General features: G+C 64.4%; 21 protein-coding genes. 4 read left to right on the top strand and 17 right to left on the bottom strand.

Features of this window, described 5'->3' with window-relative positions:
• Nucleotides 1-11 precede the first annotated feature (11 nt).
• The 7 genes from AB7245_RS10020 to glpD all read right to left on the bottom strand — a co-directional run bounded on the left by AB7245_RS10020 (nt 12) and on the right by glpD (nt 7,728).
• Nucleotides 12-1,754, bottom strand: coding sequence for an ABC transporter substrate-binding protein (locus AB7245_RS10020; RefSeq protein WP_247314660.1), 1,743 nt, complete (start codon nt 1,752-1,754; stop codon nt 12-14).
• 130 nt (nt 1,755-1,884) lie between these two features.
• Nucleotides 1,885-2,214, bottom strand: coding sequence for a DUF2160 domain-containing protein (locus AB7245_RS10015; RefSeq protein WP_085398528.1), 330 nt, complete (start codon nt 2,212-2,214; stop codon nt 1,885-1,887).
• A 10-nt stretch (nt 2,215-2,224) separates the two neighbouring features.
• On the bottom strand, nt 2,225-3,031 hold the full coding sequence (locus AB7245_RS10010; protein ID WP_085398529.1) for a carbohydrate ABC transporter permease: 807 nt from the start codon (nt 3,029-3,031) through the stop codon (nt 2,225-2,227).
• On the bottom strand, nt 3,031-4,005 hold the full coding sequence (locus AB7245_RS10005) for a carbohydrate ABC transporter permease (RefSeq protein ID WP_085398530.1): 975 nt from the start codon (nt 4,003-4,005) through the stop codon (nt 3,031-3,033). The genes AB7245_RS10010 and AB7245_RS10005 overlap by 1 nt, the downstream gene beginning before the upstream one ends.
• Nucleotides 4,005-5,090, bottom strand: a complete 1,086-nt coding sequence (locus tag AB7245_RS10000; RefSeq protein ID WP_085398531.1) for an ABC transporter ATP-binding protein — start codon at nt 5,088-5,090, stop codon at nt 4,005-4,007. Before AB7245_RS10000 ends, AB7245_RS10005 begins: the two co-directional genes overlap by 1 nt.
• Before the next feature lie 14 nt (nt 5,091-5,104).
• Nucleotides 5,105-6,181 carry an ABC transporter ATP-binding protein gene (locus tag AB7245_RS09995; protein WP_085398532.1) on the bottom strand — a complete coding sequence of 359 codons (1,077 nt, stop codon included), beginning with the start codon at nt 6,179-6,181 and terminating at the stop codon, nt 5,105-5,107.
• Complete coding sequence (gene glpD, locus AB7245_RS09990) at nt 6,178-7,728, bottom strand: glycerol-3-phosphate dehydrogenase (RefSeq protein WP_085398533.1); 1,551 nt, start codon at nt 7,726-7,728, stop codon at nt 6,178-6,180. The genes AB7245_RS09995 and glpD overlap by 4 nt, the downstream gene beginning before the upstream one ends.
• Before the next feature lie 229 nt (nt 7,729-7,957).
• Between glpD and AB7245_RS09985 the strand changes: the two genes are divergently transcribed.
• Nucleotides 7,958-8,239 carry a type II toxin-antitoxin system Phd/YefM family antitoxin gene (locus tag AB7245_RS09985; protein ID WP_028148610.1) on the top strand — a complete coding sequence of 94 codons (282 nt, stop codon included), beginning with the start codon at nt 7,958-7,960 and terminating at the stop codon, nt 8,237-8,239.
• Nucleotides 8,236-8,661, top strand: coding sequence for a type II toxin-antitoxin system VapC family toxin (locus AB7245_RS09980; RefSeq protein WP_085398534.1), 426 nt, complete (start codon nt 8,236-8,238; stop codon nt 8,659-8,661). Before AB7245_RS09985 ends, AB7245_RS09980 begins: the two co-directional genes overlap by 4 nt.
• A gap of 4 nt (nt 8,662-8,665) precedes the next feature.
• Here the strand turns inward: AB7245_RS09980 and AB7245_RS09975 are convergent, their stop codons facing one another.
• Together AB7245_RS09975 and AB7245_RS09970 are read right to left on the bottom strand one after the other, a co-directional pair.
• Nucleotides 8,666-9,514, bottom strand: a complete 849-nt coding sequence (locus tag AB7245_RS09975; RefSeq protein WP_063985191.1) for a DeoR/GlpR family DNA-binding transcription regulator — start codon at nt 9,512-9,514, stop codon at nt 8,666-8,668.
• A gap of 91 nt (nt 9,515-9,605) precedes the next feature.
• Nucleotides 9,606-10,304 (bottom strand): HAD family hydrolase, encoded by a 699-nt coding sequence (locus AB7245_RS09970; protein WP_439034217.1) that lies wholly within the window; start codon nt 10,302-10,304, stop codon nt 9,606-9,608.
• Nucleotides 10,305-10,458: 154 nt separating this feature from the next.
• Between AB7245_RS09970 and AB7245_RS09965 the strand changes: the two genes are divergently transcribed.
• Together AB7245_RS09965 and AB7245_RS09960 are read left to right on the top strand one after the other, a co-directional pair.
• Nucleotides 10,459-10,926, top strand: coding sequence for a nuclear transport factor 2 family protein (locus tag AB7245_RS09965; protein ID WP_085398540.1), 468 nt, complete (start codon nt 10,459-10,461; stop codon nt 10,924-10,926).
• Between the two features lie 406 nt (nt 10,927-11,332).
• On the top strand, nt 11,333-11,728 hold the full coding sequence (locus AB7245_RS09960) for a nuclear transport factor 2 family protein (RefSeq protein WP_094183814.1): 396 nt from the start codon (nt 11,333-11,335) through the stop codon (nt 11,726-11,728).
• A 317-nt stretch (nt 11,729-12,045) separates the two neighbouring features.
• Here the strand turns inward: AB7245_RS09960 and AB7245_RS09955 are convergent, their stop codons facing one another.
• The 8 genes from AB7245_RS09955 to AB7245_RS09920 all read right to left on the bottom strand — a co-directional run bounded on the left by AB7245_RS09955 (nt 12,046) and on the right by AB7245_RS09920 (nt 23,291).
• On the bottom strand, nt 12,046-12,237 hold the full coding sequence (locus AB7245_RS09955) for a hypothetical protein (RefSeq protein WP_028134810.1): 192 nt from the start codon (nt 12,235-12,237) through the stop codon (nt 12,046-12,048).
• Between the two features lie 220 nt (nt 12,238-12,457).
• Nucleotides 12,458-12,868, bottom strand: coding sequence for an acyl-CoA thioesterase (locus AB7245_RS09950; protein WP_085398536.1), 411 nt, complete (start codon nt 12,866-12,868; stop codon nt 12,458-12,460).
• 7 nt (nt 12,869-12,875) lie between these two features.
• Nucleotides 12,876-14,972: a 3-hydroxyacyl-CoA dehydrogenase NAD-binding domain-containing protein gene (locus AB7245_RS09945; protein ID WP_085398537.1), complete on the bottom strand. Its 2,097-nt coding sequence runs from the start codon at nt 14,970-14,972 to the stop codon at nt 12,876-12,878.
• Between the two features lie 2 nt (nt 14,973-14,974).
• Nucleotides 14,975-16,258 (bottom strand): acetyl-CoA C-acetyltransferase, encoded by a 1,284-nt coding sequence (locus AB7245_RS09940; RefSeq protein WP_085398538.1) that lies wholly within the window; start codon nt 16,256-16,258, stop codon nt 14,975-14,977.
• Nucleotides 16,258-18,525: an acyl-CoA dehydrogenase gene (locus AB7245_RS09935; RefSeq protein ID WP_085398539.1), complete on the bottom strand. Its 2,268-nt coding sequence runs from the start codon at nt 18,523-18,525 to the stop codon at nt 16,258-16,260. The genes AB7245_RS09940 and AB7245_RS09935 overlap by 1 nt, the downstream gene beginning before the upstream one ends.
• 309 nt (nt 18,526-18,834) lie before the next feature.
• Nucleotides 18,835-19,458, bottom strand: coding sequence for a flavin reductase family protein (locus tag AB7245_RS09930; protein WP_028160319.1), 624 nt, complete (start codon nt 19,456-19,458; stop codon nt 18,835-18,837).
• Nucleotides 19,459-19,520: 62 nt separating this feature from the next.
• Nucleotides 19,521-20,120, bottom strand: a complete 600-nt coding sequence (locus tag AB7245_RS09925) for a TetR/AcrR family transcriptional regulator (protein WP_063985197.1) — start codon at nt 20,118-20,120, stop codon at nt 19,521-19,523.
• A gap of 33 nt (nt 20,121-20,153) precedes the next feature.
• Nucleotides 20,154-23,291 carry an efflux RND transporter permease subunit gene (locus AB7245_RS09920; RefSeq protein ID WP_085399104.1) on the bottom strand — a complete coding sequence of 1,046 codons (3,138 nt, stop codon included), beginning with the start codon at nt 23,289-23,291 and terminating at the stop codon, nt 20,154-20,156.
• Nucleotides 23,292-23,401 lie beyond the last annotated feature (110 nt).

Below are 23,401 nucleotides of genomic sequence, written 5' to 3'. Positions count from 1 at the left end.
CTACGTGCCGCTTACTTCGCTTCCGCGCGCTTGGGCGGGGATGCCGGCCACGACTTGATCAGCGTGTCGTAGTCGACCGTCTCACCCTTCGGCTTCTCGTTGGCGAGCTTGCGCTGCGGCGCGATGGTGCCGTCCTTCTGGGCCTTGGCGTACCAGAACTCGGCGGTCTCCTTCTTGTGCAGCTTCGGACCGCAGGCGCCCTGCACGCCGGACTTCTCGAGGCGCTCCATGACGGAGTCCTGAGCGGCCGCGAGTGCATCCATCGCAGCTTGCGGCGTCTTCGCACCGGACGACGCATCGCCGATGTTCTGCCACCAGAGCTGCGCGAGCTTCGGATAGTCAGGCACGTTGTTGCCGGTCGGGGTCCACTGCACGCGCGCGGGCGAGCGGTAGAACTCGATCAGGCCGCCGAGCTTCGGCGCACGCTCGGTGAACGACTTGTCCCAGATGTCGGATTCACGAATGAAGGTGAGACCGACATGGCTCTTCTTCAGCGACACCGTCTTGGAGACGATGAACTGGAGATAGAGCCAGGCCGCCTTGCGGCGGTCAGCCGGGGTCGACTTCAACAGCGTGAGCGAGCCGGCGTCCTGGTAGCCGAGCTTCATGCCTTCCTTCCAGTACGAGCCGTGCGGCGACGGAGCCATACGCCACTTCGGCGTACCGTCCGCGTTCATCACGGCGATGCCGGGCTTCACCATGTCGGCGGTGAAGGCGGTGTACCAGAACATCTGCTGGGCGATGTTGCCCTGCGCCGGCACGGGACCGGATTCGGAGAAGGTCATGCCCTGAGCCTGCGGCGGGGCATACTTCTTCATCCACTCCAGATACTTCGTGATCGAGTAGACCGCGGCCGGACCGTTGGTGTCGCCACCGCGATCGACCGAGGAGCCGACCGGACGGCAGCCTTCCATGCGGATGCCCCATTCGTCGACCGGCAGACCGTTCGGAATGCCCTTGTCACCGTTGCCGGCCATCGACAGCCAGGCGTCGGTGAAACGCCATCCGAGCGACGGGTCCTTCTTGCCATAGTCCATATGGCCGTAGACCTTGACGCCGTTGATCTCCTTGATGTCGTTCGTGAAGAACTCGGCGATGTCTTCATAAGCGGACCAGTTCACGGGCACGCCGAGCTCGTAGCCATACTTGGCCTTGAACTTGGCTTTGTAGTCCGGGTTGGTGAACCAGTCGTAGCGGAACCAATAGAGGTTCGCGAACTGCTGGTCGGGCAGCTGATAGAGCTTGCCGTCCGGCGCGGTGCCGAACGACTTGCCGATGAAGTCGTTGACGTCGAGCTGGGGATCGGTGACGTCCTTGCCCTCGCCGGTCATGTAGTCCGACAGTGCGATGGTCTGGCCGTAGCGGAAGTGCGTGCCGATCAGATCGGAATCGTTGATCCAGCCGTCATAGACGTTCTTGCCGGACTGCATCTGGGTCTGCAGCTTCTCGACGACGTCACCTTCCTGGATGATGTCGTGCTTGAGCTTGATGCCGGTGAGCTCGGAGAACGCCTTTGCCAGCGTCTGCGACTCGTATTCGTGGGTCGCGATGGTCTCGGAGACGACGTTGATCTCCATGCCCTTGAAGGGCTCGGCGGCCTTGGCGAACCACTCCAGCTCCTTCTTCTGCTCGTCCTTCGACAGCGTCGAGGGCTGGAATTCCGCAATCCACTTCTGGATCGCGGCGTCGTCGGCGGCGCGGACCGGCGCCGAGACGGCGAACGACACCGCAACGATGGCGGCGGCGCTGGACATGGTCAGAAAGCTATTCTTGGTCAATGGACCTTTCCTTCTCCTAAACTGTCGCATGTTGTTCCTCCGTTGCAGCGACAAAATTTTATACAGGCCCGGGTTGCCCCCGGATCTGGCCGTCCCTTCGCGAGCTTCAGACCGTGCGAAAAATGAGCACGGCCGTGGCCAGCGAAATTCCACTTGCGAGCCAGAGGCTCGAAATCTCAAAACCTTCCTCGCCGATCGGCAGGGTGGCGAGTGTATCGGTGCCGGCGAAGGCAATCCACAGAAGGTGGATGACGGCCGCCGTGATCAGGGAGATGAAGAGGCGGTCGCCCCGCGTCGTCGGAATGCTGAGCACGCCGACGCGCTCGGCTTCCGGATTGACCGCGGCGAGGTACGTCATGACCGCGAGGGTGCAGGCGAGCGCCACGAAGAAGATCGCGGTCGGCAGCGTCCAGGCCATCCATGCAATAGATTCCATCGATGCCTCCCTAGACCCGACCGAGCGCGAAACCGCTCGCGATGTAATTGCGGACGAACCAGATCACGAGGGCGCCCGGGATGATGGTAAGCACGCCGGCCGCGGCCAGCAGGCCCCAGTCCATGCCCGCAGCCGACACCGTACGCGTCATGATCGCCGCGATCGGTTTTGCCTGCACCGAGGTCAGCGTCCGCGCGAGCAGGAGCTCGACCCAGGAAAACATGAAGCAGAAGAAGGCGGCGACGCCGATGCCGCTCGCGATCAGCGGCACCAGGATCCTGATGAAGAAGCGCGGAAAAGAATAGCCGTCGAGGAAGGCGGTCTCGTCGATCTCGCGCGGCACGCCGGAGACGAAGCCTTCGAGGATCCACACCGCCAGCGGAACGTTGAAGATGCAATGCGCGAGCGCGACCGCCCACGGCGTATCGAACAGGCCGATCGCCGAATAGAGGTTGAAGAACGGCAGCGCATAGACTGCCGCCGGGGCCATGCGGTTCGACAGCAGCCAAAAGAACAGGTGCTTGTCGCCGAGGAAGCGGTAGCGCGAGAACGCGTAGGCCGCGGGCAGCGCCACCGAGATCGAGATGATGGTGTTGAGGACAACGTATTTGAGCGAGTTGATGTAGCCGGAGTACCAGCTCTCGTCGGTGAAGATGCGCTTGTAATGCTGCAGCGTCGGGGAATGCGGCCACAGCGTCATCGTCGAGACGATTTCTGCGTTGGTCTTGAAGCTCATGTTGACGAGCCAGTAGATCGGCAACAACAGGAAGATCAGAAACAGCGCCATGATGACGCGGCGGCCGGGAATTGAGTGCATCAGGCCACTCCTTCCTTTGGCTTGAGTGCAGTCACGGGCTTGAGCACGGCCGAAGGCTTGGGCTCCGTCGCCGGCTCGGTCTCGGCCTGGACTTTGCGTTCGGCGCCGGCATTGGTCATGACGGTATAGAAGATCCAGCAGACGATCAGGATGATCAGATTATAGACCAGCGAGAGCGCCGCGGCCTTGCCGAGGTCGAACTGGCCGAGCGCAATCTTGACGAGTTCGATCGACACGAAGGTCGTCGAGTTGCCGGGTCCGCCACCCGTCACCACGAACGGCTCGGTGTAGATCATGAACGAGTCCATGAAGCGCAGCAGCACGGCAATCAGGAGCACGCGGTTCATCTTCGGCAGCTGGATCGCCTTGAACACGGCCCAGCGCGAGGCGCCGTCGATCTGAGCTGCCTGGTAATAGGCCTCGGGGATCGACTTCAGGCCGGCGTAGCACAGCAGCGCGACCAGGCTGGTCCAGTGCCAGACGTCCATCACGATGACGGTAACCCAGGCATCGACGGCGTTGGAGACGTAGTTGTAGTCGATGCCGATCGCATTGAGCACATAGCCCATCAGACCGATGTCGGGCCGGCCGAAGATCTGCCAGATCGTGCCGACCACGTTCCACGGAATCAGCAGCGGCAGCGCGAGGATGACGAGGCAGGCCGCCACCGTCCAGCCCTGACGCGGCATCGACAGCGCGACGACAATGCCGAGCGGCACCTCGATCGCGAGGATCACCATCGAGAAGAACAGATTGCGACCGAGCGAGGCGAGGAATCGGCCGCCGAGATCGGTCGAGGGATCGAGCAGCTCCTTGAACCAGCCGACGCCGTTCCAGAAGAACTGGTTGTTGCCGAAGGTGTCCTGCATCGAATAGTTCACGACCGTCATCAGCGGCAGCACCGCCGAGAAGGCCACGACCAGGAACACCGGCAGCACCAGGAACCAGGCTTTTTGGTTGACGGTCTTGTCCATCAGGCGGCTCCCTCCACCAGAAGGCTGTCGGCATAGACGTGGACGTGCGCCGGATCGAATTTCAGCCCGGCGGTACCGTCCGCGCTGGTGAAGCCCGCCGGCGCGCGCGCCGCGATCTTGGCCTCGCCGATGCGGACGCGTGCGAAGCGGATGCGGCCGAGGTCGTCGATGCGGTCGATCTTCGCACTGAGCAATCCGGGTGCGGGCGCGACGGCATCGACGAACTCCGGACGCACGCCGATCTCGATCTTGGCGCCGGCAGGCAGGTTGTCATAGCTGCGGTTGAGCGCGATGACATTGCCGCCGATGCGCGCCTCGCGACCCTTCACCTCGGCCGGCAGGATGTTCATGCCGGGCGAGCCGATGAAATAGCCCACGAACGTGTGCGCCGGCTTGTCGAACAGCTCGGCGGGCGTGCCGCTCTGCACCACGCGGCCGTCATGCATGACGACGACGGTGTCGGCGAAGGTCAACGCCTCGGTCTGGTCGTGGGTGACGTAGATCATCGTCAGGTCGAGCTCGCGATGCAGCGCCTTCAGCTTGGAACGGAGCTGCCATTTCAGCTCGGGATCGATCACGGTCAGCGGCTCGTCGAACAGCACGGCGGCGACGTCGGAGCGGACCAGGCCGCGGCCGAGCGAGATCTTTTGCTTGGCATCCGCCGTGAGGCGCGTCGCCTTGCGATTGAGATAGGGCTCAAGGTCGAGCAGGCGGCCGATCTCGGCGACGCGCTTGTCGATCTCGGCCTTTGGCACGCCGCGGTTCTTCAGCGGAAACGCCAGGTTCTGCCCCACCGTCATGGTGTCGTAGATCACCGGAAACTGGAACACCTGGGCGATGTTGCGCTTCTGGGTTGACAGCGGTGTGATGTCCTGGCCGTCGAACAGGATTTTCCCCCGCGACGGCGTGATGATGCCGGAGATGACGTTGAGCAGCGTGGTCTTGCCGCAGCCGGACGGGCCGAGCAGCGCGTAAGCACCGCCCTGCCGCCAGGTCATGGTCACCGGCTTCAGCGCAAAGCTTTCCTGCGGCGCATCATTGCCGCCGTAAGAGTGGGCGAGATCGACGAGGTCAATGCGGGCCATGTCGCATCTCCCCCTTACGAGCTCGGCGCGGCGACCAGACGGTCGGCCGCGTCGAAGACGAAGACATCATTGGGATCGAGCACGGCATCGATGGTCTGGCCAGGCTCGAACTCGTGCACGCCGTGCAGCACTGCCACCCAGTTCGATCCGTCGCGGGTCAGGTGCACGAAACTCTCCGAACCGGTGATCTCGGTCACCGTCACCGTGGCATGGAAGGCGTGGCGGTCGGTCTCGCCGTTGGCGAGGGCGAGCTGATGGGCGCGGAAGCCGACGCGATAGGCGCCGTCGGCGAGCGATGAATAGAGACCGGAGGCCGGCGCGGCGATGCCGCCCGCATATTGCACAGAGCCGTTCTTCTTCTCGATGCCGACGAGGTTGAGCGGCGGATCGGAGAACACCTGGGCGACACGCAGCGTCTGCGGACGGCGGTAGACGTTCGGCGTCTCGCCGATCTGGAGCGCCTGCCCCTCCCACATGCAGACCGTGTTGCCGCCAAGCAGCAGCGCTTCGGTCGGCTCGGTCGTGGCATAGACGAAGATCGCGCCGGACGCCTCGAAGATGCGCGGCAGCTCGGTACGAAGCTCCTCGCGCAGCTTGTAGTCGAGATTGGCGAGCGGTTCGTCGAGCAGCACGAGATCGGCGCCCTTCACCAGCGCGCGCGCCATCGCGGTGCGCTGCTGCTGGCCGCCGGAGAGCTGGAGCGGCGTGCGTTTCAGGAACGGCTCGAGCCGGAGCAGCCGCGCGGCTTCCGCCACGCGCTTCTCGATCTCTTCGCGCGGCTTGCCCTGCACGCGCAAGGGTGAAGCGATGTTCTCGTAGACCGTGAGCGAGGGGTAGTTGATGAACTGCTGATAGACCATCGCGACCGAACGCTTGCGCACGTCGACGCCGGTGACGTCCTTGCCGTTGACCAGCACCTTGCCCGTCGTCGGCTTGTCGAGGCCGGCGAGCAGCCGCATGATCGAGGTCTTGCCTGACAGCGTCGGCCCCAGCAGCACGTTGAGCGTGCCGCTCTCGAGCGTCAGCGAGACGTCGCGGATGTGCGGTATCCCCTCGACGGTCCGGGTCACATGATCGAGCGTCACGGTCATGGGCGTCCTCCCGCTTCCAGCAGGGGACTTTGCGGCACAGCGTGGGTTGCAATCCAGTCGTTCAATGCGGCAACCTCGTCGGCAGATAGTCGCAGGCCAAGTTTGGAGCGGCGCCAGACGATGTCTTCCGCCGTGACCGCCCATTCATTGGCCATGAGGTAGCGGACCTCGCGTTCGGTCAGTGTCGCGCCGAAGGCCTGGCCGAGATCGGCGGCCGACTTGGCATCGCCAAGCAGCTTGATGGCGCGGGTACCATAGGCGCGCGCGAGGCGCCGCGCATGCTCATGGCTGAGGAAGGGATAGCCGCGCTGGAGTTCGGCGATCAGGCCGTCGACGTCGGACACGCCCATGTCGCCGCCGGGCAGCGGCCATTTGCCGGTCCAGCCTTCGCGCGCTTTCGCACTGCGAAGATAGGGTGCGAGCCGTTCCAGCGCCTCTTCGGCGAGCCGGCGGTAGGTCGTAATCTTGCCGCCATAGATCGAGAGCAGCGGCACGCCGCCGGGTGTGTCGAGCTCGAACACGTAATCGCGCGTCGCGGCCTTGGCTTCGCTGGCGCCGTCGTCATAAAGCGGTCGCACGCCGGAATAGGTCCAGACCACGTCAGCTGAAGTCACCGGCTTGGCAAGATACTCGCTCGCGGCGGCGCAAAGGTACTCGATCTCTTCGGGCGTCGCCTTCACCTTGGCGGGATCGCCGTCATAATCGCGATCGGTGGTGCCGATCAGCGTGAAATCGTCCTGGTACGGAATCACGAAGATGATGCGGCCGTCCGCGTTCTGGAACATGTAGGCGCGGTCGTGGTCGTAGAGCTTTTTGACCACGATGTGCGAGCCCTGCACCAGGCGCACCTTGGCTTTCGCGTTCACGCCGGCGCCGCGGCCGAGCACATCCTCGACCCAGGGGCCGCCGGCATTGACCACCGCGCGGGCCTGGACCTGCGAACGCTCGCCGGTCAGCGTGTTGACCATGCTGACGGTCCAGATGCCGCCGGACTGCTTGATATCCGTCGCGCGGGTGCGGGTGCGGATCTCGGCGCCCTTGTCCGCGGCATCGCGCGCGTTGAGCACGACGAGACGGGCGTCGTCGACGAAGCAGTCGGAATATTCGAACGCGCGGCTGTAGCGGTTCGGGATCAGCGGACGGCCAACCTCGTCTCGCCTGAGATCGACCGAACGCGTCGCCGGCAATAGATGACGGCCGCCGATATGGTCATAGAGGAAGAGGCCGAGGCGCAGCAGCCAGGCCGGACGCAGGCCGGCGTGATGCGGCAAAACGAAACGCAGGGGACGGATGATATGGGGCGCGATGCCCCAAAGGATCTCGCGCTCGATCAGCGCCTCGCGGACCAGGCGAAACTCGTAATATTCGAGATAGCGCAGGCCGCCATGCACCAGCTTGGTCGACCAGGACGAGGTCCCGCTCGCCAGATCGTTCATTTCGCACAGGAAAACCGTGTTGCCCCGGCCCACCGCGTCGCGCGCGATGCCGCAGCCGTTAACACCGCCTCCGATAATGGCGAGGTCGAAAATACGCTCCAATAGACGCATCCCCCGGCGACCGCTCGTTCCTTCGAGCGACTACTTTCGTTTTTGATTAGATCACACCGAAAAGCGAAAGCAAGATGAAAGAGAGGCGAAAGGAAGTGAAAGAGGAACTTTCTGGTGGGCAATCAGCCGTGGAAATGGGCAGTTCGGACGCCAATCGAAACCGCAATACGATCTTGAATAGTCACGTAGAGCCAATATAGTCATAATAGTCACATTAGTTATATTCGGCATGACAGACCGCAGCACCGCCCCCGATTCGCCCCCGACTGACACGTGGACGCTCGCCAATGCCAAGGCACGCCTGTCCGAGGTGGTCGATCGCGCCCAAACTGGCCCCCAGATCATCACCCGACACGGCAGGCCCAATGCGGTGGTCGTTTCCGCGGATGAATGGGCGCGAAAGACGGCACGCAAAGGCACGCTAGCTGAATTCCTGCTAGCTTCGCCGCTGCGCGGTGCCGACCTCGAACTTGAACGGGTGCAGGACGAACCGCGCGACGAGATGCCGTGAACCTGCTCCTCGACACCAACGTGCTGTCGGAGGTTCAGCGGCCGGCGCCTTCCGCGAAAGTCTTGGCATGGCTCGATACGGTCGATGAGGATCGCGCGTTCATCAGCGCTGCCTCGATCGCCGAGCTTCGCCGCGGTATCGCCCTGCTGGATGATGGCCGTCGGCGCGCCGCGCTGGCCGCTTGGCTCGCCCACGACCTGCCGGCTCGGTTCGCGCAGCGCATCCTGCCGATCGACCACGTGGTCGCCGAGCGCTGGGGCGACCTGATGGCGCAGAGCCGTCGCAATGGCGTTGCGTTGTCCGTGATGGACGGCTTCTTTGCGGCCACCGCGCTCGCCAACGATCTCACGCTCGTCACACGCAATGTGAAAGATTTTGCGGCCTTCGGCGTTCCGCTGCTCGACCCATGGAGCGACGCCTAAGCCGCTATCTCAGCCGGACCACCGGCGCGGCTTCGGGCGCGGCATCCTGCGCTTCGGCCTGCGCATCATCGATATCCGCCGCATCCTTCGGCATTGCCGCCATCACCTCGATGCCCTTGCTGTGGCAGATGGTGGCGAGGCGCTCGGGCAGTTCCTGGTCAGTCACGAAGGTCTGGATCTGGGTGATATGGGCGATGCGCACCGGCGCGCTGCGGCGCAGCTTGGTGGAGTCGGCAACCAGCATGACGCTGCGGGCATTGGCGATGATGGCTTGCGCCACCTGCACCTCGCGATAGTCGAAGTCGAGCAGCGCGCCCTCCTCGTCGATCGCGGACGCCCCGATGATGGCGTAGTCGACCTTGAACTGGCCGATGAGCTGCGTCGCGGTCGAGCCGACCACGGCACCGTCGGCGCGCCGCACCGTGCCGCCGGCGACCACCACCTCGATGCGGGGATGGCGATAGAGCAGCATCGCGACGTTGAGATTGTTGGTGATGACGAGGAGGTCCTCGTGCGAGGTCAACGCGCTCGCCACCTCCTCGGTCGTGGTGCCGATATTGATGAAGAGCGAGCAGCCGTTCGGGATCAGCGAGGCGGCCGCGGCACCGATCGCCTTCTTTTCGTCGGCGGCGACGAACCGCCTCGCCTCGTAGGCGAGGTTTTCGACGCCGGAGGCGATGATGGCGCCGCCGTGGATACGGGTCAGCGAGCGGCGCTCGCAGAGATCGTTGAGATCCTTGCGGATCGTCTGCGCCGAGACCTCGAACCGGCGCGCGAGCTCCTCGACCATGACGCGCCCCGAGGCGCGCGCGATGTTGAGGATTTCGGCTTGGCGATGGGTCAATCCGGTCACGGCGATGGCCTCAAATCAGGAAAGCGCATGGTGCGGCGGTTCGCACGTTCGGTCAATGCGCTCAGCGATCACGGTTAACGGACAAAGCCTCTCACCATGCCATCGCGGCGGCGAGACGCGCGAGCAGTTCCGGATCGTCGAACGCGCTGGCGGAGGCAACCGCGCCGGCGCCAAAAAGGTCGGCATGGCTGAGGCTCGTCCGGATGCCGATGGTCGGAATGCCGGCGGCCGTCGCCGACTGCACGCCGGAGCGGGAATCCTCGAACGCGATCGAAGCCGTCGCGCTGCCGCCGACGAAACGCAGCCCCTCCTGATAGGGCAGCGGGTGCGGCTTGCCGTGCGGCAGCTCGTCGCCGATCACAAGCGCCCTGAAGCGGTGCGTGATGCCGAGACCGGAGAGCAACAGCTCGGCATTCAGACGCGGCGCGTTGGTCACGGCGACCATGGGAATGCCGGCGGCATCCGCGCGGTCGAGCAGCGCCATCAGACCCGGAAGCGGCTCGATCTGTCCGGCGACAAGTGTGCGGAAGACGACCTCCTTCTCTCCGAGGATCACGGCGCGCCGTTCCACGGTTTCGTCGGGCAGAAAGCGCTCGCCGATCGACGCATTGGCGAAGCCTTGCAGCTCCCTCGAAAAGCGCGCGTGATCGAACACATGGCCCAGCGGCCCAAGCACCTGGTTGAACGCCTTGAGGTGCAGCGGGTCGGTGTTGGCCAGCGTGCCGTCGATGTCGAACAGCAGCGCCCTGCCCGTCACTTGCCCCCGCGCCTGCCCTTTGGCCTCGATCATTTCCGTACTTTCCCGAATGCACGATGCATCAATGCGAAACACGTATCAATGCAGCCCTGATCGCGCAATGACGCATCGACATGACCGCCACGCGACACTCGACAAAGTCGCGCGCGACTGCAACACTCCGCGCAAGACCAAAAAGGAGGAAACGATGACGATCAACCGACGCGATCTGGCTCTCTCGACTCTTGCCGTCTCAACCCTTGCCGTCTCCGCGCTTGCTCTCACAGCACCGGCGTTGGCGGCCGCGGCGGATGAGGAAGCCGTGGCGAAAAAGGTCGAGGCCTTCCGCCTTGCCCAGATCGCGGCCGATCCCAAGGCGCTCGGCGCGCTCTGCGCCGACGAGGTGAGCTACAGCCATTCCAACGGCAAGGTCGAGGACAAGGCGACCTTCGTCACCAACGCCACCGACGGCAAATCAAAATTCCTGTCGATCGAGTACAAGGACCCGACCATCAAGGTCGTCGGCCCCGCCGCGATCGTGCGCTTCCACTGGATGGGGGAACAGGAGATGGCGGCCGATGGGAAAAAAGTGTCGACCAATCTTCACATCCTGATGAACTGGCAGAAGCAGGGCGACGATTGGAAGCTGCTGTCGCGGGCTGCGACGAAGTTGTGATTGCGATTCTTTCCCTCTCCCCCTGTGGGAGAGGGTGGCTCGCGGCGTAGCGGCGAGACGGGTGAGTCCCTCCGCGAGCAGACCTCTCACAATTGAATTCGCAGATTCAGGCTCCCCTCATCCGACGCTATAGCCGAAGCTTTGCTTCGGCGTTCTCTTAGCATAGGCCGCCGAAGGCGGCCTATGCACCTTCTCCCACATCCGCCTTCGCCAAGGCTTCGGCGGACATGAGGGGAGAAGGAAAAGGCAGCGGTATCAAGGGCTGCAAAAAATTCCGACCACGCTTTGCGCGTCAGAAATCGCGCCGCCTGGCGCAATGCAGCGTATTGCGACGACGATTGCGACCTGGCGCTCGACACAATCAAGTGCGGCTGCAACAGTGGGCGCAAGATCAAGGACGGAGGATATGATGACACTGAATCGCGACCATGCTGCCACGACGGACCACGAGGCGGTGGCAAGAAACGTCGAGGCATTTCGCCTCGCCCAGATCGCGGCCGATCCGAAGGCCCTCCGCGCGCTGTGCGCGGACGATCTGAGCTACAGCCATTCCAGCGGCTTCCTCGAGGATAAGGCGGCCTTTATCGCCAACGCCACCGACGGCAAGACGGAGTTCCTGTCGATTACGTACAAGGACCCGACCATCAAGATCGTCGGCCCCGTCGCGATCGTGCGCTTCCATTGGCTGGCCGAGATGATGACCGGCGGACAGAAAGTGGCAAACAGCCTTCATATCCTGATGAACTGGCTGAAGCAGGGCGACGATTGGAAGCTGTTGTCACGCTCCGCGACGAAGTTGTGATCGACGCTCTTACCCCCTCCCCCTGTGGGAGAGGGTGGCATAGGCGGCCTTCGGCCGCCGTTCTTGAGAACGCCGATGCTTTGCATCGGCTATGGCGACAGCGGCGAGACGGATGAGGGGTTGCCCTCGCGGGCGACCCTCTCACGATTGAATTCGCGGAAACAACCCCTCATCCGGCGCTTCGCGCCACTTTCTCCCACATCCGCCTTCGCCAAGGCTTCGGCGGACATGAAGGGAGAAGGAAAAGGCAGCGGCATCAAGGGCTGCAAAAAATTCCGACCACGCTTTGCGCGTCAGAAATCACCAGCGGAAGGCGCCTACGCCGCTTCCTTCACATCGCCGTTAACCAGCTTGCGCGCGGCACGCTCGGCTTCGCGTGCGTTGCGGAAGAGCTGGCCTTCAAGGCGATTGAAGCGGTGCGACGAGGCGAAGAAACAATAGCCTCCCTGAGAACGAACGACGATACCTGCGGTTTGCGAGTCGACTTCAATAATGTAGCTGTCCGGCATGGTCCGTAGATTCCTCAGTGCGGGCAAATAACGGCAATCCTGCCCAAAGGTTCCTGAGCATTTGAGGCCGTTTCCACCCCGAATCGACACGCAATTGAGTACGCCGGGACCTCATCCGTTTTATGACTTGTTCTTGGCGAAGCCGCGACGCGGTGACTCAGTCGCGCCGCGTTTGGCGTGCCGCAAGTTTGCGTGAGATAGGGCAGAGCGTCGCGCGCGATTACGTCGCGATCGGCGGATCGTTGCGCTGGATCGCTTGCGGACGGCCGTCATCATCGATCGAGACGTAGGTGAAATGACCGTCGGTGACGAGGATCGGCTGGAGCTCCCTGCGCCGCAGCGCCCAGGCTTCGAGATGCACGGTCATCGAGGTGCGGCCCACGCGGACGAGATTGGCGTAGACCGAAACGAGATCGCCGACATAGACCGCTTTGCGAAAATTCATCGCCTCGATCGCCACGGTGACCGTACGCGACCGCGCGAGCTTTGATGCGAACACGCCGCCGCCGACATCCATCTGGCTGAGCAGCCAACCGCCGAAGATGTCGCCGTTGGCGTTGGTGTCGGCGGGCATTGCCAGCGTGCGAATGCAGAGATCGCCGCGCGGCTCGGTGTCGGACGTTTCGGTCATGTCGGTCTCACCTAAAATTGTCCCAGCCCGGATCGGGCGCAAAGCGCCCGCCGAATCGCTCGGCCAGCGCGCGCAGGGTGGATACGACATTTTCCACGCCGCGCATGCGCGCGTAGTTCAGCGGACCGCCGCGGAACGGTGCATATCCGGTGCCGAAGATCATGGCGCCGTCGACCGCATCGGCATCGTCGACGATACCTTCGCGGAGTGCCGCGACGCAGACATTGGACATCGGCAGCACCAGGCGGTCGATCATCTGGTCGGTGACGCGCGGGCCGGTCTCGGACAACGGCGCCTTCTCCGCCTTGCCGTCCTTCCAGGTGTAAAAACCCTTGCCCGTCTTGCGGCCAAGCTCGCCCTTGGCGACCTTCTCGCGCAGCCAGGCCGGCGTCGGCGGGAGCAGATCGCCGAACTTGGTCCGTAGCATGTCGCCGACGTCGAGGCAGATGTCGAGCCCGACCTGGTCGGCGAGCTCGATCGGCCCCATCGGCATGCCGAACTGCTCGGCCGCCGCGTCGATCAGGCGCTGGTCGATCCTCTCATCCAGCATCACCATCGCCTCCAGCATGTAGGGCGTCAGCGCACGGTTGACGAGGAACCCGGGCGAGCTCTTCACGGAGAGCGGCAGACGGTCGATCGCGCCGACGAAGGCGAGCGCCTCCTTCAGCACCTGCGCGTCGTTGCCGTCATGGCTGACGACTTCGACCAGCTGCAGCCGCGACACCGGGTTGAAGAAGTGCAGGCCGACGAGACGATCGGGCCGCGCCAGCGTGGTGCGCAGATCCTGGAGCGGAATGCTCGACGTGTTGGTCGCAAGGATCGCGCCCGGCTTCATCTTCGGCTCGAGGCCCGCATAGACCTTCTGCTTCAGCTCGAGCTTTTCCGGCACCGCCTCGATGATGAGATCGGCGTTGCGGACACCCTCGCCGTCCATGTCGGGGATCAGACGATCCAGCGCGTCGCGCACCTCGGTCGGCTTGCGGATGATCTTGCCGTAAAGCTCAGCGGCGCGCTTCAACGCGCCGGCGACCGGCTCCGCCTTCATGTCCGCGAGCGAGACGCGCAGCCCCTGCCCCGCACACCAGGCCGCGATATCACCGCCCATGGCGCCGGCGCCGATGACGTGAACATGTTTGACCGAATTGCCGCCGCCGGCCGTCTTCTTCATCTGCTCACGCAGGAAGAACACGCGGATCAAATTCTGCGCGGTCGGCGTCACCATCAGCCTGGCGAACGAGGCTTGCTCGGCCTTCAGCATCGCGGCCTTGCTGCCGCCATGGGTCTCCCAGAGATCGATCAGCGCGTAAGGCGCCGGATAATGCTCGCGGGGCGCGGCCTTCGCCGCCTCCGAGCGCATGCGCCTGGCCAGCAGCCCGCGCACGGGACCGAAATTGGCCGCGTGAGTCAGAAGGTCCGGACGCGCCCGCTTCAGACGGCCGAACAGTGCATCCTTCACCGCGTTGCGGACGTGCCGCTCCTGCGTCACGGTATCGACGAGGCCGAGCGATCTGGCGCGGCGCGCATCGATGGTGCGGCCGGTCAGCATCAGCGCCATCGACTGCGTCGGATTCACCAGCGCGGTGAAGCGCGCGGTGCCCCCGAGGCCGGGATGCAGGCCGAGCATCACCTCCGGGAAGCCGAAGCGCGCGCCGTCGATCGCAATGCGCGACTGGCAGGCCAGCGCGACCTCCAGCCCGCCGCCGAGACAGAAGCCATGGATGACCGCGACCGTCGGCAACCTCAAGGCTTCCAGGTGATCGACCACGGCATGCGCCGCGCGGATGCGTGTCTCGACCATCTCGGGATCGCTGGCACCGCGGAATTCGTTGACGTCGGCGCCGGCAATGAAGCCGGACGGCTTTGCCGAGCGGATCACGAGGCCCGCGGGACGCTCGGTCTCGATCGCCGCGAGCACGGCATCGAACTCCTCCATCACGTCCGCGGACAGCGTGTTGGCGCTGGCATCTGCGCGGTTGAACAGCAGCCAGGCGACGCCGTCGGCATCGCGCGTCAGCTTGAAGTGCTTGTAGGGGCTGTCGGTCGCGGGCCTGGGCCCAAGCTCCAGCACGCGGTCGCCGAGCGCGGTCATGATCCTGGAATCCATGGTCACACCGCCTCGATCAGCATGGCGCCGCCGAGCCCGCCGCCGATACATTCGGTCGCGACGCCGCGGCGCGTGCCGAGCCGCTTCATCGCGTTGACGAGATGCAGCACGATGCGGTTGCCGGAGGTGCCGACGGGATGGCCGAGCGAGATGGCGCCGCCATCGACGTTGAGCCTGTCACGGTCGATCTCGCCGGCCGCGCCGTCGAGGCCCAGGATCTCGCGACAGAATTTGTCGTCGTTCCAGGCGGCGAGACAGCCGAGCACCTGCGTCGCGAAGGCCTCGTTCAGCTCCCAGGTCTCGACGTCCTTGACGGTGAGGTCATTGCGTTGAAGCAGCGGCGTCGCGGACATCACGGGTCCCAGTCCCATGATGCTGGGATCGAGCGCGGCCCAGTGGCTGTCGACGATGACAGCCTTCGGCGTCAGTCTGTGCTTTGCGACCGCCGCGTCGGAGGCGAGGATCACCCAGGAGGCGCCGTCGGTGATCTGCGACGAATTGCCGGCGGTGACCTGGCCCCACGGGCGCTCGAACACCGGCCGCAGCTTTGCGAGCGTCTCGGCCGTCGAGTCCGGCCGCACGCCGTCGTCATGGTCGAAGAATTTTCCGTCGCGGGAGAACGCTGTCTCGACCTCGCCCTTGAGAAAACCTTCGGCCTGCGCATGCGCGAGCCGGCGATGACTCTCGGCGGCATAGGCGTCGGACTGTGCCCGCGTGATGCCGAAGAGATGGCCGACGACCTCGGCGGTCTGGCCCATGTTCAAGTCGGTGATGGGATCGGTGAGCCCGCGCTCGAGGCCGATGATCGGCTTGAGATAGCGCGGCCGCAGCTTGAAGGCGGCAGCGAGCTTCGCGGCCACGCCCTTGGCGGTGGCAAGGCCGGCGAACCAGCGCACACCGGAGTTCGGCCAGACCAGCGGCGCGTGGCTCAGCGCCTCGGTGCCGCCGGCGAGGACCATGTCGGCATGACCCTCGCGGATGTAGCGGTAGGCCGTGTCGATCGACTGCATGCCGGAGCCGCAATTGATCTGCACGGTGAAGGCGACCATGTCCTCGCCCATGCCGAGCCGGAGCGCGGCGACGCGGGCCGGGTTCATCTCGTCCGCGATCACGTTGACGCAGCCGAGGATGACCTGGTCGAAATCATCGGGTGAAAACGGCTGACGCGCCAGCAGCGGCCGGCCGCATTGCACGGCGAGATCAACCGGCGTGAACGGCCCCGGCCCCGAACGCGCTTTGAGAAACGGCGTCCGGCTGCCGTCGACGATGAAAACCGGTCGTGCCATCAGCTCGCCGCCCTCTGTTCACCGAGTTCCTGGAAGAACTGATGCACATCTCCGGTTTTCTTGTAAATCGGCGACAGCGCTTCGGGCGCAAAATCATCGACCTCGATCACTTTTGTGACGGCTTCATGAGCGGCCGCAAGCTGCTCGCCTTCGGCCTGCGTGATCACGCCCTTGGCGACGCCATCCTTCCAGTCGCGGATGTGCGCGGCCCGCATGCGCTTGGCGATCGCATCGGTGCCCGCAACGAGCTTGAACGCGCGCTCCAGCCGGGCAAAGCCGCCGTCGTCGTCGACATGGGCGAGATCCGGCGTGAGACGCTCGCGCGCGGCCGATGGCTCCAGCACGAGACTTGCGCATTGGTGCACGACACGGTCAGACGGGCCGAGCACCCGCGCGCCGAAGGGCTGGACCACGAGCTTGAGGATAACAGCGACAAAACGGTTGGGCAGATTGGCGAGGATCTCGGCAAGCCGGTTCTCGATGGTCTTGAAGCCGGTCGCCATGCACCATTCCAGCGCAGCAAAATCCTCCTTCTGCCGGCCCTCGTCCTGCCAGCGTTTCAGCGCGGCGGAGAGCAGATAGAGCTCGGAGAGGATGTCGCCGAACCTCGCCGACAGCATCTCCTTGCGCTTGAGCGCGCCGCCGAGCGTGAGCAGCGCCATGTCGGCGCAGAGCGCAAAGGCCGCAGAGTAGCGCGCGAGCTGGCGGTAGAATGGCGTTGCATCGCCCGCATCCGGCGCAAGCGCGAAGGCGCCGAAGCTCCAGCTGCGGCCGAACGCACGCAACAGCGTCTGGAAGCTATGGCTGACATGTTTCCAGAACGCTTTGTCGAACGCGGCGAGCCCGCGCTCGCGATTCGTGTCCGCAAGCGCGTTCATCTCGTCGAGCAGATAGGGATGCGCGCGGATCGCGCCCTGCCCGAACACGATAAGGTTGCGGGTCAGGATGTTGGCGCCCTCGACCGTGATACCAACAGGCACGGCGCGGTGCAGATTGCCGAGATAGTTTTGCGGACCGTCGATCACGGCCTTGCCGCCATGGATGTCCATGGCGTCGTCGACCGCGGTGCGCATCCGCTCGGTCGCGTGCAGCTTCATGATGCCGGAGATGACGGCGGGATGGATGCCGGCATTCAGCGCCGCGCAGGTCAGCCGGCGTGCCGCGTCGAGCTGGTAGGCGGTGGCGACGATGCGCGCGAGCGGCTCCTCGACGCCCTCGAATTTGGAGATGGAGATGCCGAACTGCTCGCGGATGCGGGCATACGCGCCGGTGGTGCGGGCGGCATAGGCGGCACCGGCCGCCGATAGCGACGGCAGCGAGATGCCGCGGCCGGCGGCAAGCGCCGTCATCAGCATCTTCCAGCCCTGCCCGAGTCTCTCCTTGCCGCCGATGACGTAGTCGAGCGGGATGAAGACGTCGCGGCCCCAGTTCGGGCCATTCTGGAACACTTGCATCGACGGCAGATGACGATGGCCGATCTTGACGCCGGGCAGATTGGTCGGGATCAGCGCGACAGTGATGCCAAGCTCTTCCTGGCTGCCCACGAGATGATCAGGATCGTAGGCCTTGAAGGCGAGCCCGAGCAGCGTCGCGACCGGGCCGAGCGTGATGTAGCGCTTGTGCCAGTTGAGCCTTAGGCCAATGACCTCGCGGCCCTCGAAATCGCCCTTGCAGATGATGCCGGTGTCGACCATCGAGGCGGCGTCGGAGCCGGCTTCGGGGCTAGTCAGGCCGAAGCACGGAATGTCGCGGCCGTCGGCGAGGCGCGGCAACCAGCGCTCCTGCTGCTCTTTCGTGCCGAAGCGCATCAGAAGCTCGCCGGGCCCGAGCGAGTTCGGCACCATCACGGTGACGGCCGCCGCAATCGAGCGGGTCGAGATCTTGCGCACCACTTCCGAATGCGCATACGGCGAGAAGCCGAGGCCGCCAAACTCCTTCGGAATGATCATGCCGAAGAATTTTTCGCGCTTGACGAAATGCCAGACCTCCTGCGGCAGGTCGCGCCATTCCCAGAAGATCTTCCACTCGTCGAGCATGGCGCAGAGCGCGTCGACCGGGCCGTTGAGGAAGGCCTGCTCCTCGGGGGTGAGCGTCGCCTGAGGCACCTCCAGCAGCTTCGACCAATCCGGGTTGCCGGTGAAGAGATCGGCATCCCACCAGACGTCACCGGCCTCCAGCGCCTCGCGCTCGGTGTCGGACATCGCTGGCAGCACGCCGCGCGCCCAGGAGAAGATCGGCTTTGTGATGGTGTCGCGGCGGAAGCTCATGGCTGACCTCATGCATCGGCGCGGTTATCGGCATTTTAGCGGAAAGTGGCCGGGGTAAGTGAACACTTCGCGAGCAAAAAGACGCGAATTGACGCGGCCGGGCGGCCGCCCCGGGGGCCATAACGGCCGGGGCGTGGGGGCAGTTCCGGGGAGGGGAATCGGGCTGAATGCCCTGTCGTCATTCCGGGGCGACGCGCAAGCGTCGAGCCCGGAATCCATAACCACCATCGGGAGTATGGATTCCGGGCTCGCGCCTAACGGCGCGCCCCGGAATGACGATGCGGAGAGAGTGGCTTAACCCGGATCAGATCAGTCCGGCCGCACCATCTCGAACATGTTTTCCGGCTTGATCTCGAAGTAGTCGCCGCGACGGCCGGCGCGGACGATGGGGCGGGCGGCGGCGGTCTGGTAGACGCCGTCCTTGATCATGGCCTTGTCGATATGGACGGCGACGACCTCGCCCAGCGTCAGCCAGGCATCGGCCTCCTTGCCATCGGCGCCCTTGAGGCGGACGATGTCGGACACCTTGCACTCGAAGGCAACCGGGCTCTCGGCCACGCGCGGCACGTTGACGAGCTTGCCGGGGACGGCGGTCAGCCCTGCGAGCTTGAACTCGTCGACCTCGGGGCCGACATGCGCGGCGGTCGCGTTCATGTGCTTGGCGAGATCCATGGTCGTCAGATTCCAGACGAACTCGCCGGTCTGCTCCATGTTCGACACCGTGTCCTTCCAGTTGGTGGAGGAAAACCCGATGATCGGCGGCACGTAGCAAAAGGCGTTGAAGAAGCTGTAGGGCGCGAGGTTGACGTGGCCCTTGGTGTCGCGGGAGGAGATCCAGCCGATCGGCCGCGGCGCGATGATGGCGTTGAAGGGATCGTGCTTGAGGCCGTGGCCCTTGGAGGGCTCGTAGAAATAGAGGTCTTTGTCGGTCACGGCGAGGTCTTCCCCTGATCCAGGCTACGTCGGCCTGCTTATAGGGGAAATTCCAGCGCCCGTCAGTGGCGCGGCGACAGACCGGCGATGACGAAATCGATCATCTGGTCGATGGTCGGGCCCGGCTTGGTAGCGCACTGGGCGATCATCTGGGGGTGGAAGAAGCGCATCATCGCGGTGCAGGCGCACATCGAGGCCAGTTGCAGGTCCGGCGCCTCGAACTCGCCGGACGCGGTACCTTGCGCGATCACCTGGCCGATGACGCCGGCAATGCACTCCATATGGGCGACGCAGACGTCCCAGTCCTCCTGCATCGCGATCTCGACCATCTCATGCAGCTTGTTATCACCGACATAGCGCTCGGTGTTCATGCGGTGGATGGTGGTGAGCAGCTCGCGGAAGCGCGGGAGCACCGGACCAGGCCTCGCCACGATCCGCTGCGCTTCGATCTCGACCTCGCCCATCAAGGCCCGCGCCACCGACTGGTGGATCGCCTTCTTCGATTCGAAGAAGCGATAGACATTGGCGGGGCTCATCCTGAGCTCCTTGGCGATGTCCCCGACCGTGGTCTTCTGGTACCCGATCTGGCGAAACAGCCGCTCGGCCACCTCGAGGATACGATCCCGGGTGTCGCCTTCGATATGTTCCGCAACCAGTGTCATGTGTCAGGACTCGTCCATCAGCAGTCTTCTCATTTATTCAGCCGCTTCAGCAAGCGGAATTGCGTGCTGGTCATCGCTCCCATGCTGCGGCGCGGCAGGCTGCTCGGGGGTGCCCGCCTCGTCCAGGCTCTTCCTGAACCACAGGGCGTAGAGGCCCGGCAGGTACAGCAGCGTCAGGAAGGTCGCGACGAACAGGCCTCCCATGATCGTGATCGCCATCGGGCCCCAGAAGGCCGAGCGCGACAGCGGGATCATGGCCAGGATCGCGGCGAGCGCCGTCAGCACCACCGGCCGGGCGCGGCGGACGGTTGCCTCCACGATCGCCTCGCGGCGGGTCAGGCCGTGGGAAACGTCGGTCTCGATCTGGTCGACCAGGATGACCGTGTTGCGCATGATCATGCCGGCGAGTGCGATCAGGCCGAGCAGCGCCACAAAGCCGAACGGGGCATTGGCGACGTTGAGGCCGAACGAGGCACCGACGATGCCGAGCGGCGCGGTGAGGAACACCAGGATCAGGCGCGAGAAGCTCTGAAGCTGGAACATCAGCAGCGTCAGCATCACCATGACCATCAGCGGGAAGAGGATGAAGATCGAGGCGTTGCCCTTGGCGGATTCCTCGAACGCCCCACCCGGTTCGATACGGTAGGCCGGCTCGAGATTGTCCTTGATCGCCTTCAGCTTCGGCGTGATCTGGCTGGTGACGTCGGGCGCCTGCACGCCGTCGACGACGTCGGAGCGCACGGTGATCGCCATGTCGCGGTTACGCCGCCACATGATCGGCTCCTCATGGGCATACTCGATCTTGGCGATCTGCTGGAGCGGCACGGCGACGCCGTTCTTCGAGGTGATGGTCAGATCGCCGACGCCGCCGAGATCGAGTCGTTCGGACGGGACCGCACGAGCGACCACGGCCACCTTCTCGATGCCGTCGCGAATGGTGGTAACCTGCGCACCCGAGATCAGCATCGACAGCGCCTGCGAGACGTCCTGCGGCGTCAGGCCCATGGCGCGGGCACGATCCTGGTCGACGACGAGCTTGAGGTAGGGCGACTGCTCGTTCCAGTCGAGCTGGACGTCCTTGACGCTCTTGTTCTGCCGCATGACGTCGCGGACCTGATAGGCGATCTCGCGCACCTTGTTGGCGTCGGGGCCGATCACGCGGAACTGGACGGGGAATCCGACCGGCGGACCGAAGTTGAAGCGGTCGACGCGCACGCGCGCCTCTGTCAGCATGCCCTCCGCAGCCGCGTTCTCGATCTTGGCCTTGATGCGCTCGCGCGCCTCGACGCCCTTGGCGACGATGACGATCTCGGCAAACGCCTCGTTGGGAAGCTGCGGATTGAGGCCGAGCCAGAAGCGCGGCGAGCCCTGGCCGACATAGGACGTATAGGTCTCGATGTCCTTGTCGTCCTTGAGCAGCGTCTCGGCCTTCTTCACCGCCTTCTCGGTGACGTTGAAAGCGGTGCCCTCGGGCAGGCGAAGCTGGAGGAACAGCTCGGGCCGCTCCGACAGCGGGAAGAACTGCTGCTGGACATGGCCGAAGCCGACGATCGAGGCGATGAAGACGCCGACGGTCGCGGCCACCACGGTGATGCGGTGGTTGACGCACCATTGCACGATGGCGCGCAGGCCGCGGTACATGCGGGTCTCGTAGACCGCGTGCGGATCGTGATTGTGGTGCACCTTGATGTTGGGCAGCAGCATGACGCCGATATAAGGCGTGAAGATCACCGCCACGAACCAGGAGGCGACCAGCGCGATCGCCACGATCCAGAAGATGCTGCCGGCATATTCGCCGACCGCGGAATTGGCAAAGCCGATGGGGAGGAAGCCAGCGGCCGTGACCAGCGTTCCCGTGAGCATCGGAAACGCAGTGGATTCCCAGGCAAAGGAGGCCGCGCGAAAACGGTCCCAGCCCTGCTCCATCTTCACCACCATCATCTCGACCGCGATGATGGCGTCATCCACCAGCAGGCCGAGCGCGATGATCAGCGCACCGAGCGTGATGCGGTGCAGATCGAGCGACATCATGTTCATGACGACGAAGACGATACCGAGCACCAGCGGCACCGACAGCGCGACCACGATGCCGGTGCGCCAGCCGAGTGCCAGGAACGAGACGAACAGCACGATGACGAGGGCTTCCATGAAGGAGTGCACGAACTCGCCGACGGCGTGCTCGACCACCTTGGGCTGGTCGGCGATGAGCTTGACGTCGATGCCCTGCGGCACCGCCTTCATGAACTCGGCGGTGGCCTTCTCGACCTCCTTGCCGAGATCGAGGATGTTGGCGCCCTTGGCGGTGACGACACCGATGCCGATCGCGGCCTTGCCTTCCTGGCGCACGATGAAGCTCGGCGGGTCGACATAGCCGTGGGTGACGGTGGCGATATCGCCTAAACGGAACACGCGGCCGTTGCTCTCGACCGGCGTCTCGGCGACGGCCTTGGCGCCATCGAGCGCGCCGGTGACGCGCAGCGGCACGCGCTGCGACGAGGTCTCGACCGTGCCGGCCGGAGTCACGTTGTTCTGCTTGGCGAGCGAATCGAACAGCGCCTGCGGCGTGATGCCGAGAGTGGCGAGCTTGGCGTGCGAGAATTCGACGAAGATGCGCTCGTCCTGGTTGCCGTAGACGTCGACCTTGGTCACACCCGGCACCTTCAACAGGCGCTGGCGGAAGCCTTCCGAGACCTTCTTGAGCTGGGCATAGTCGGCGCCGTCGCCGGTCATCATGTAGAGGATGGAATCGACGTCGGAGAACTCGTCGTTGACGACGGGTCCCAGAATGCCCGACGGCAACTGGCCCTGCACGTCGGCGAGCTTCTTGCGCAGCAGATAAAACAGATACGGCACGTCCTTCGGCGGCGTGGAATCGCGGAAGGTCACCTGGAGCGCGGTGAAGGCCGGCTTGGAATAGGTCTGCACCTTCTCGAAGTAAGGCAGCTCCTGGATCTTCTTCTCGATGGGATCGGCGACCTGCGTCTGCATCTCCTGCGCGGTCGCGCCCGGCCAGATCACGGAGACGTTGACCACCTTCACCGTGAAGAACGGATCCTCGGCTCGCCCGAGCTTCTGATAGGAGAAGAAGCCGGCGACGCCGAGTATGATCATCAGGAACAGGACCAGCGTCGGATGGCTGACGGCCCAGGCCGAAAGGTTGAAGCGCTTCATCGCACTCTCCAAAGATGGTCCAATTGCAAAAAAACCACAGCCACTCTGTTCAAACCGTCGTCGCGAGGCAGCGAAGCAATCCAGGGGGCTGGGCAGGTTCTGGATCGCTT

It is taken from the genome of Bradyrhizobium sp. 604_D8_N2_3 (assembly GCF_051810765.1).
In the GTDB taxonomy this organism is placed as follows: Bacteria; Pseudomonadota; Alphaproteobacteria; order Rhizobiales; family Xanthobacteraceae; genus Bradyrhizobium; species Bradyrhizobium barranii.
This window is presented reverse-complemented; position numbering and strand designations above follow the sequence as displayed.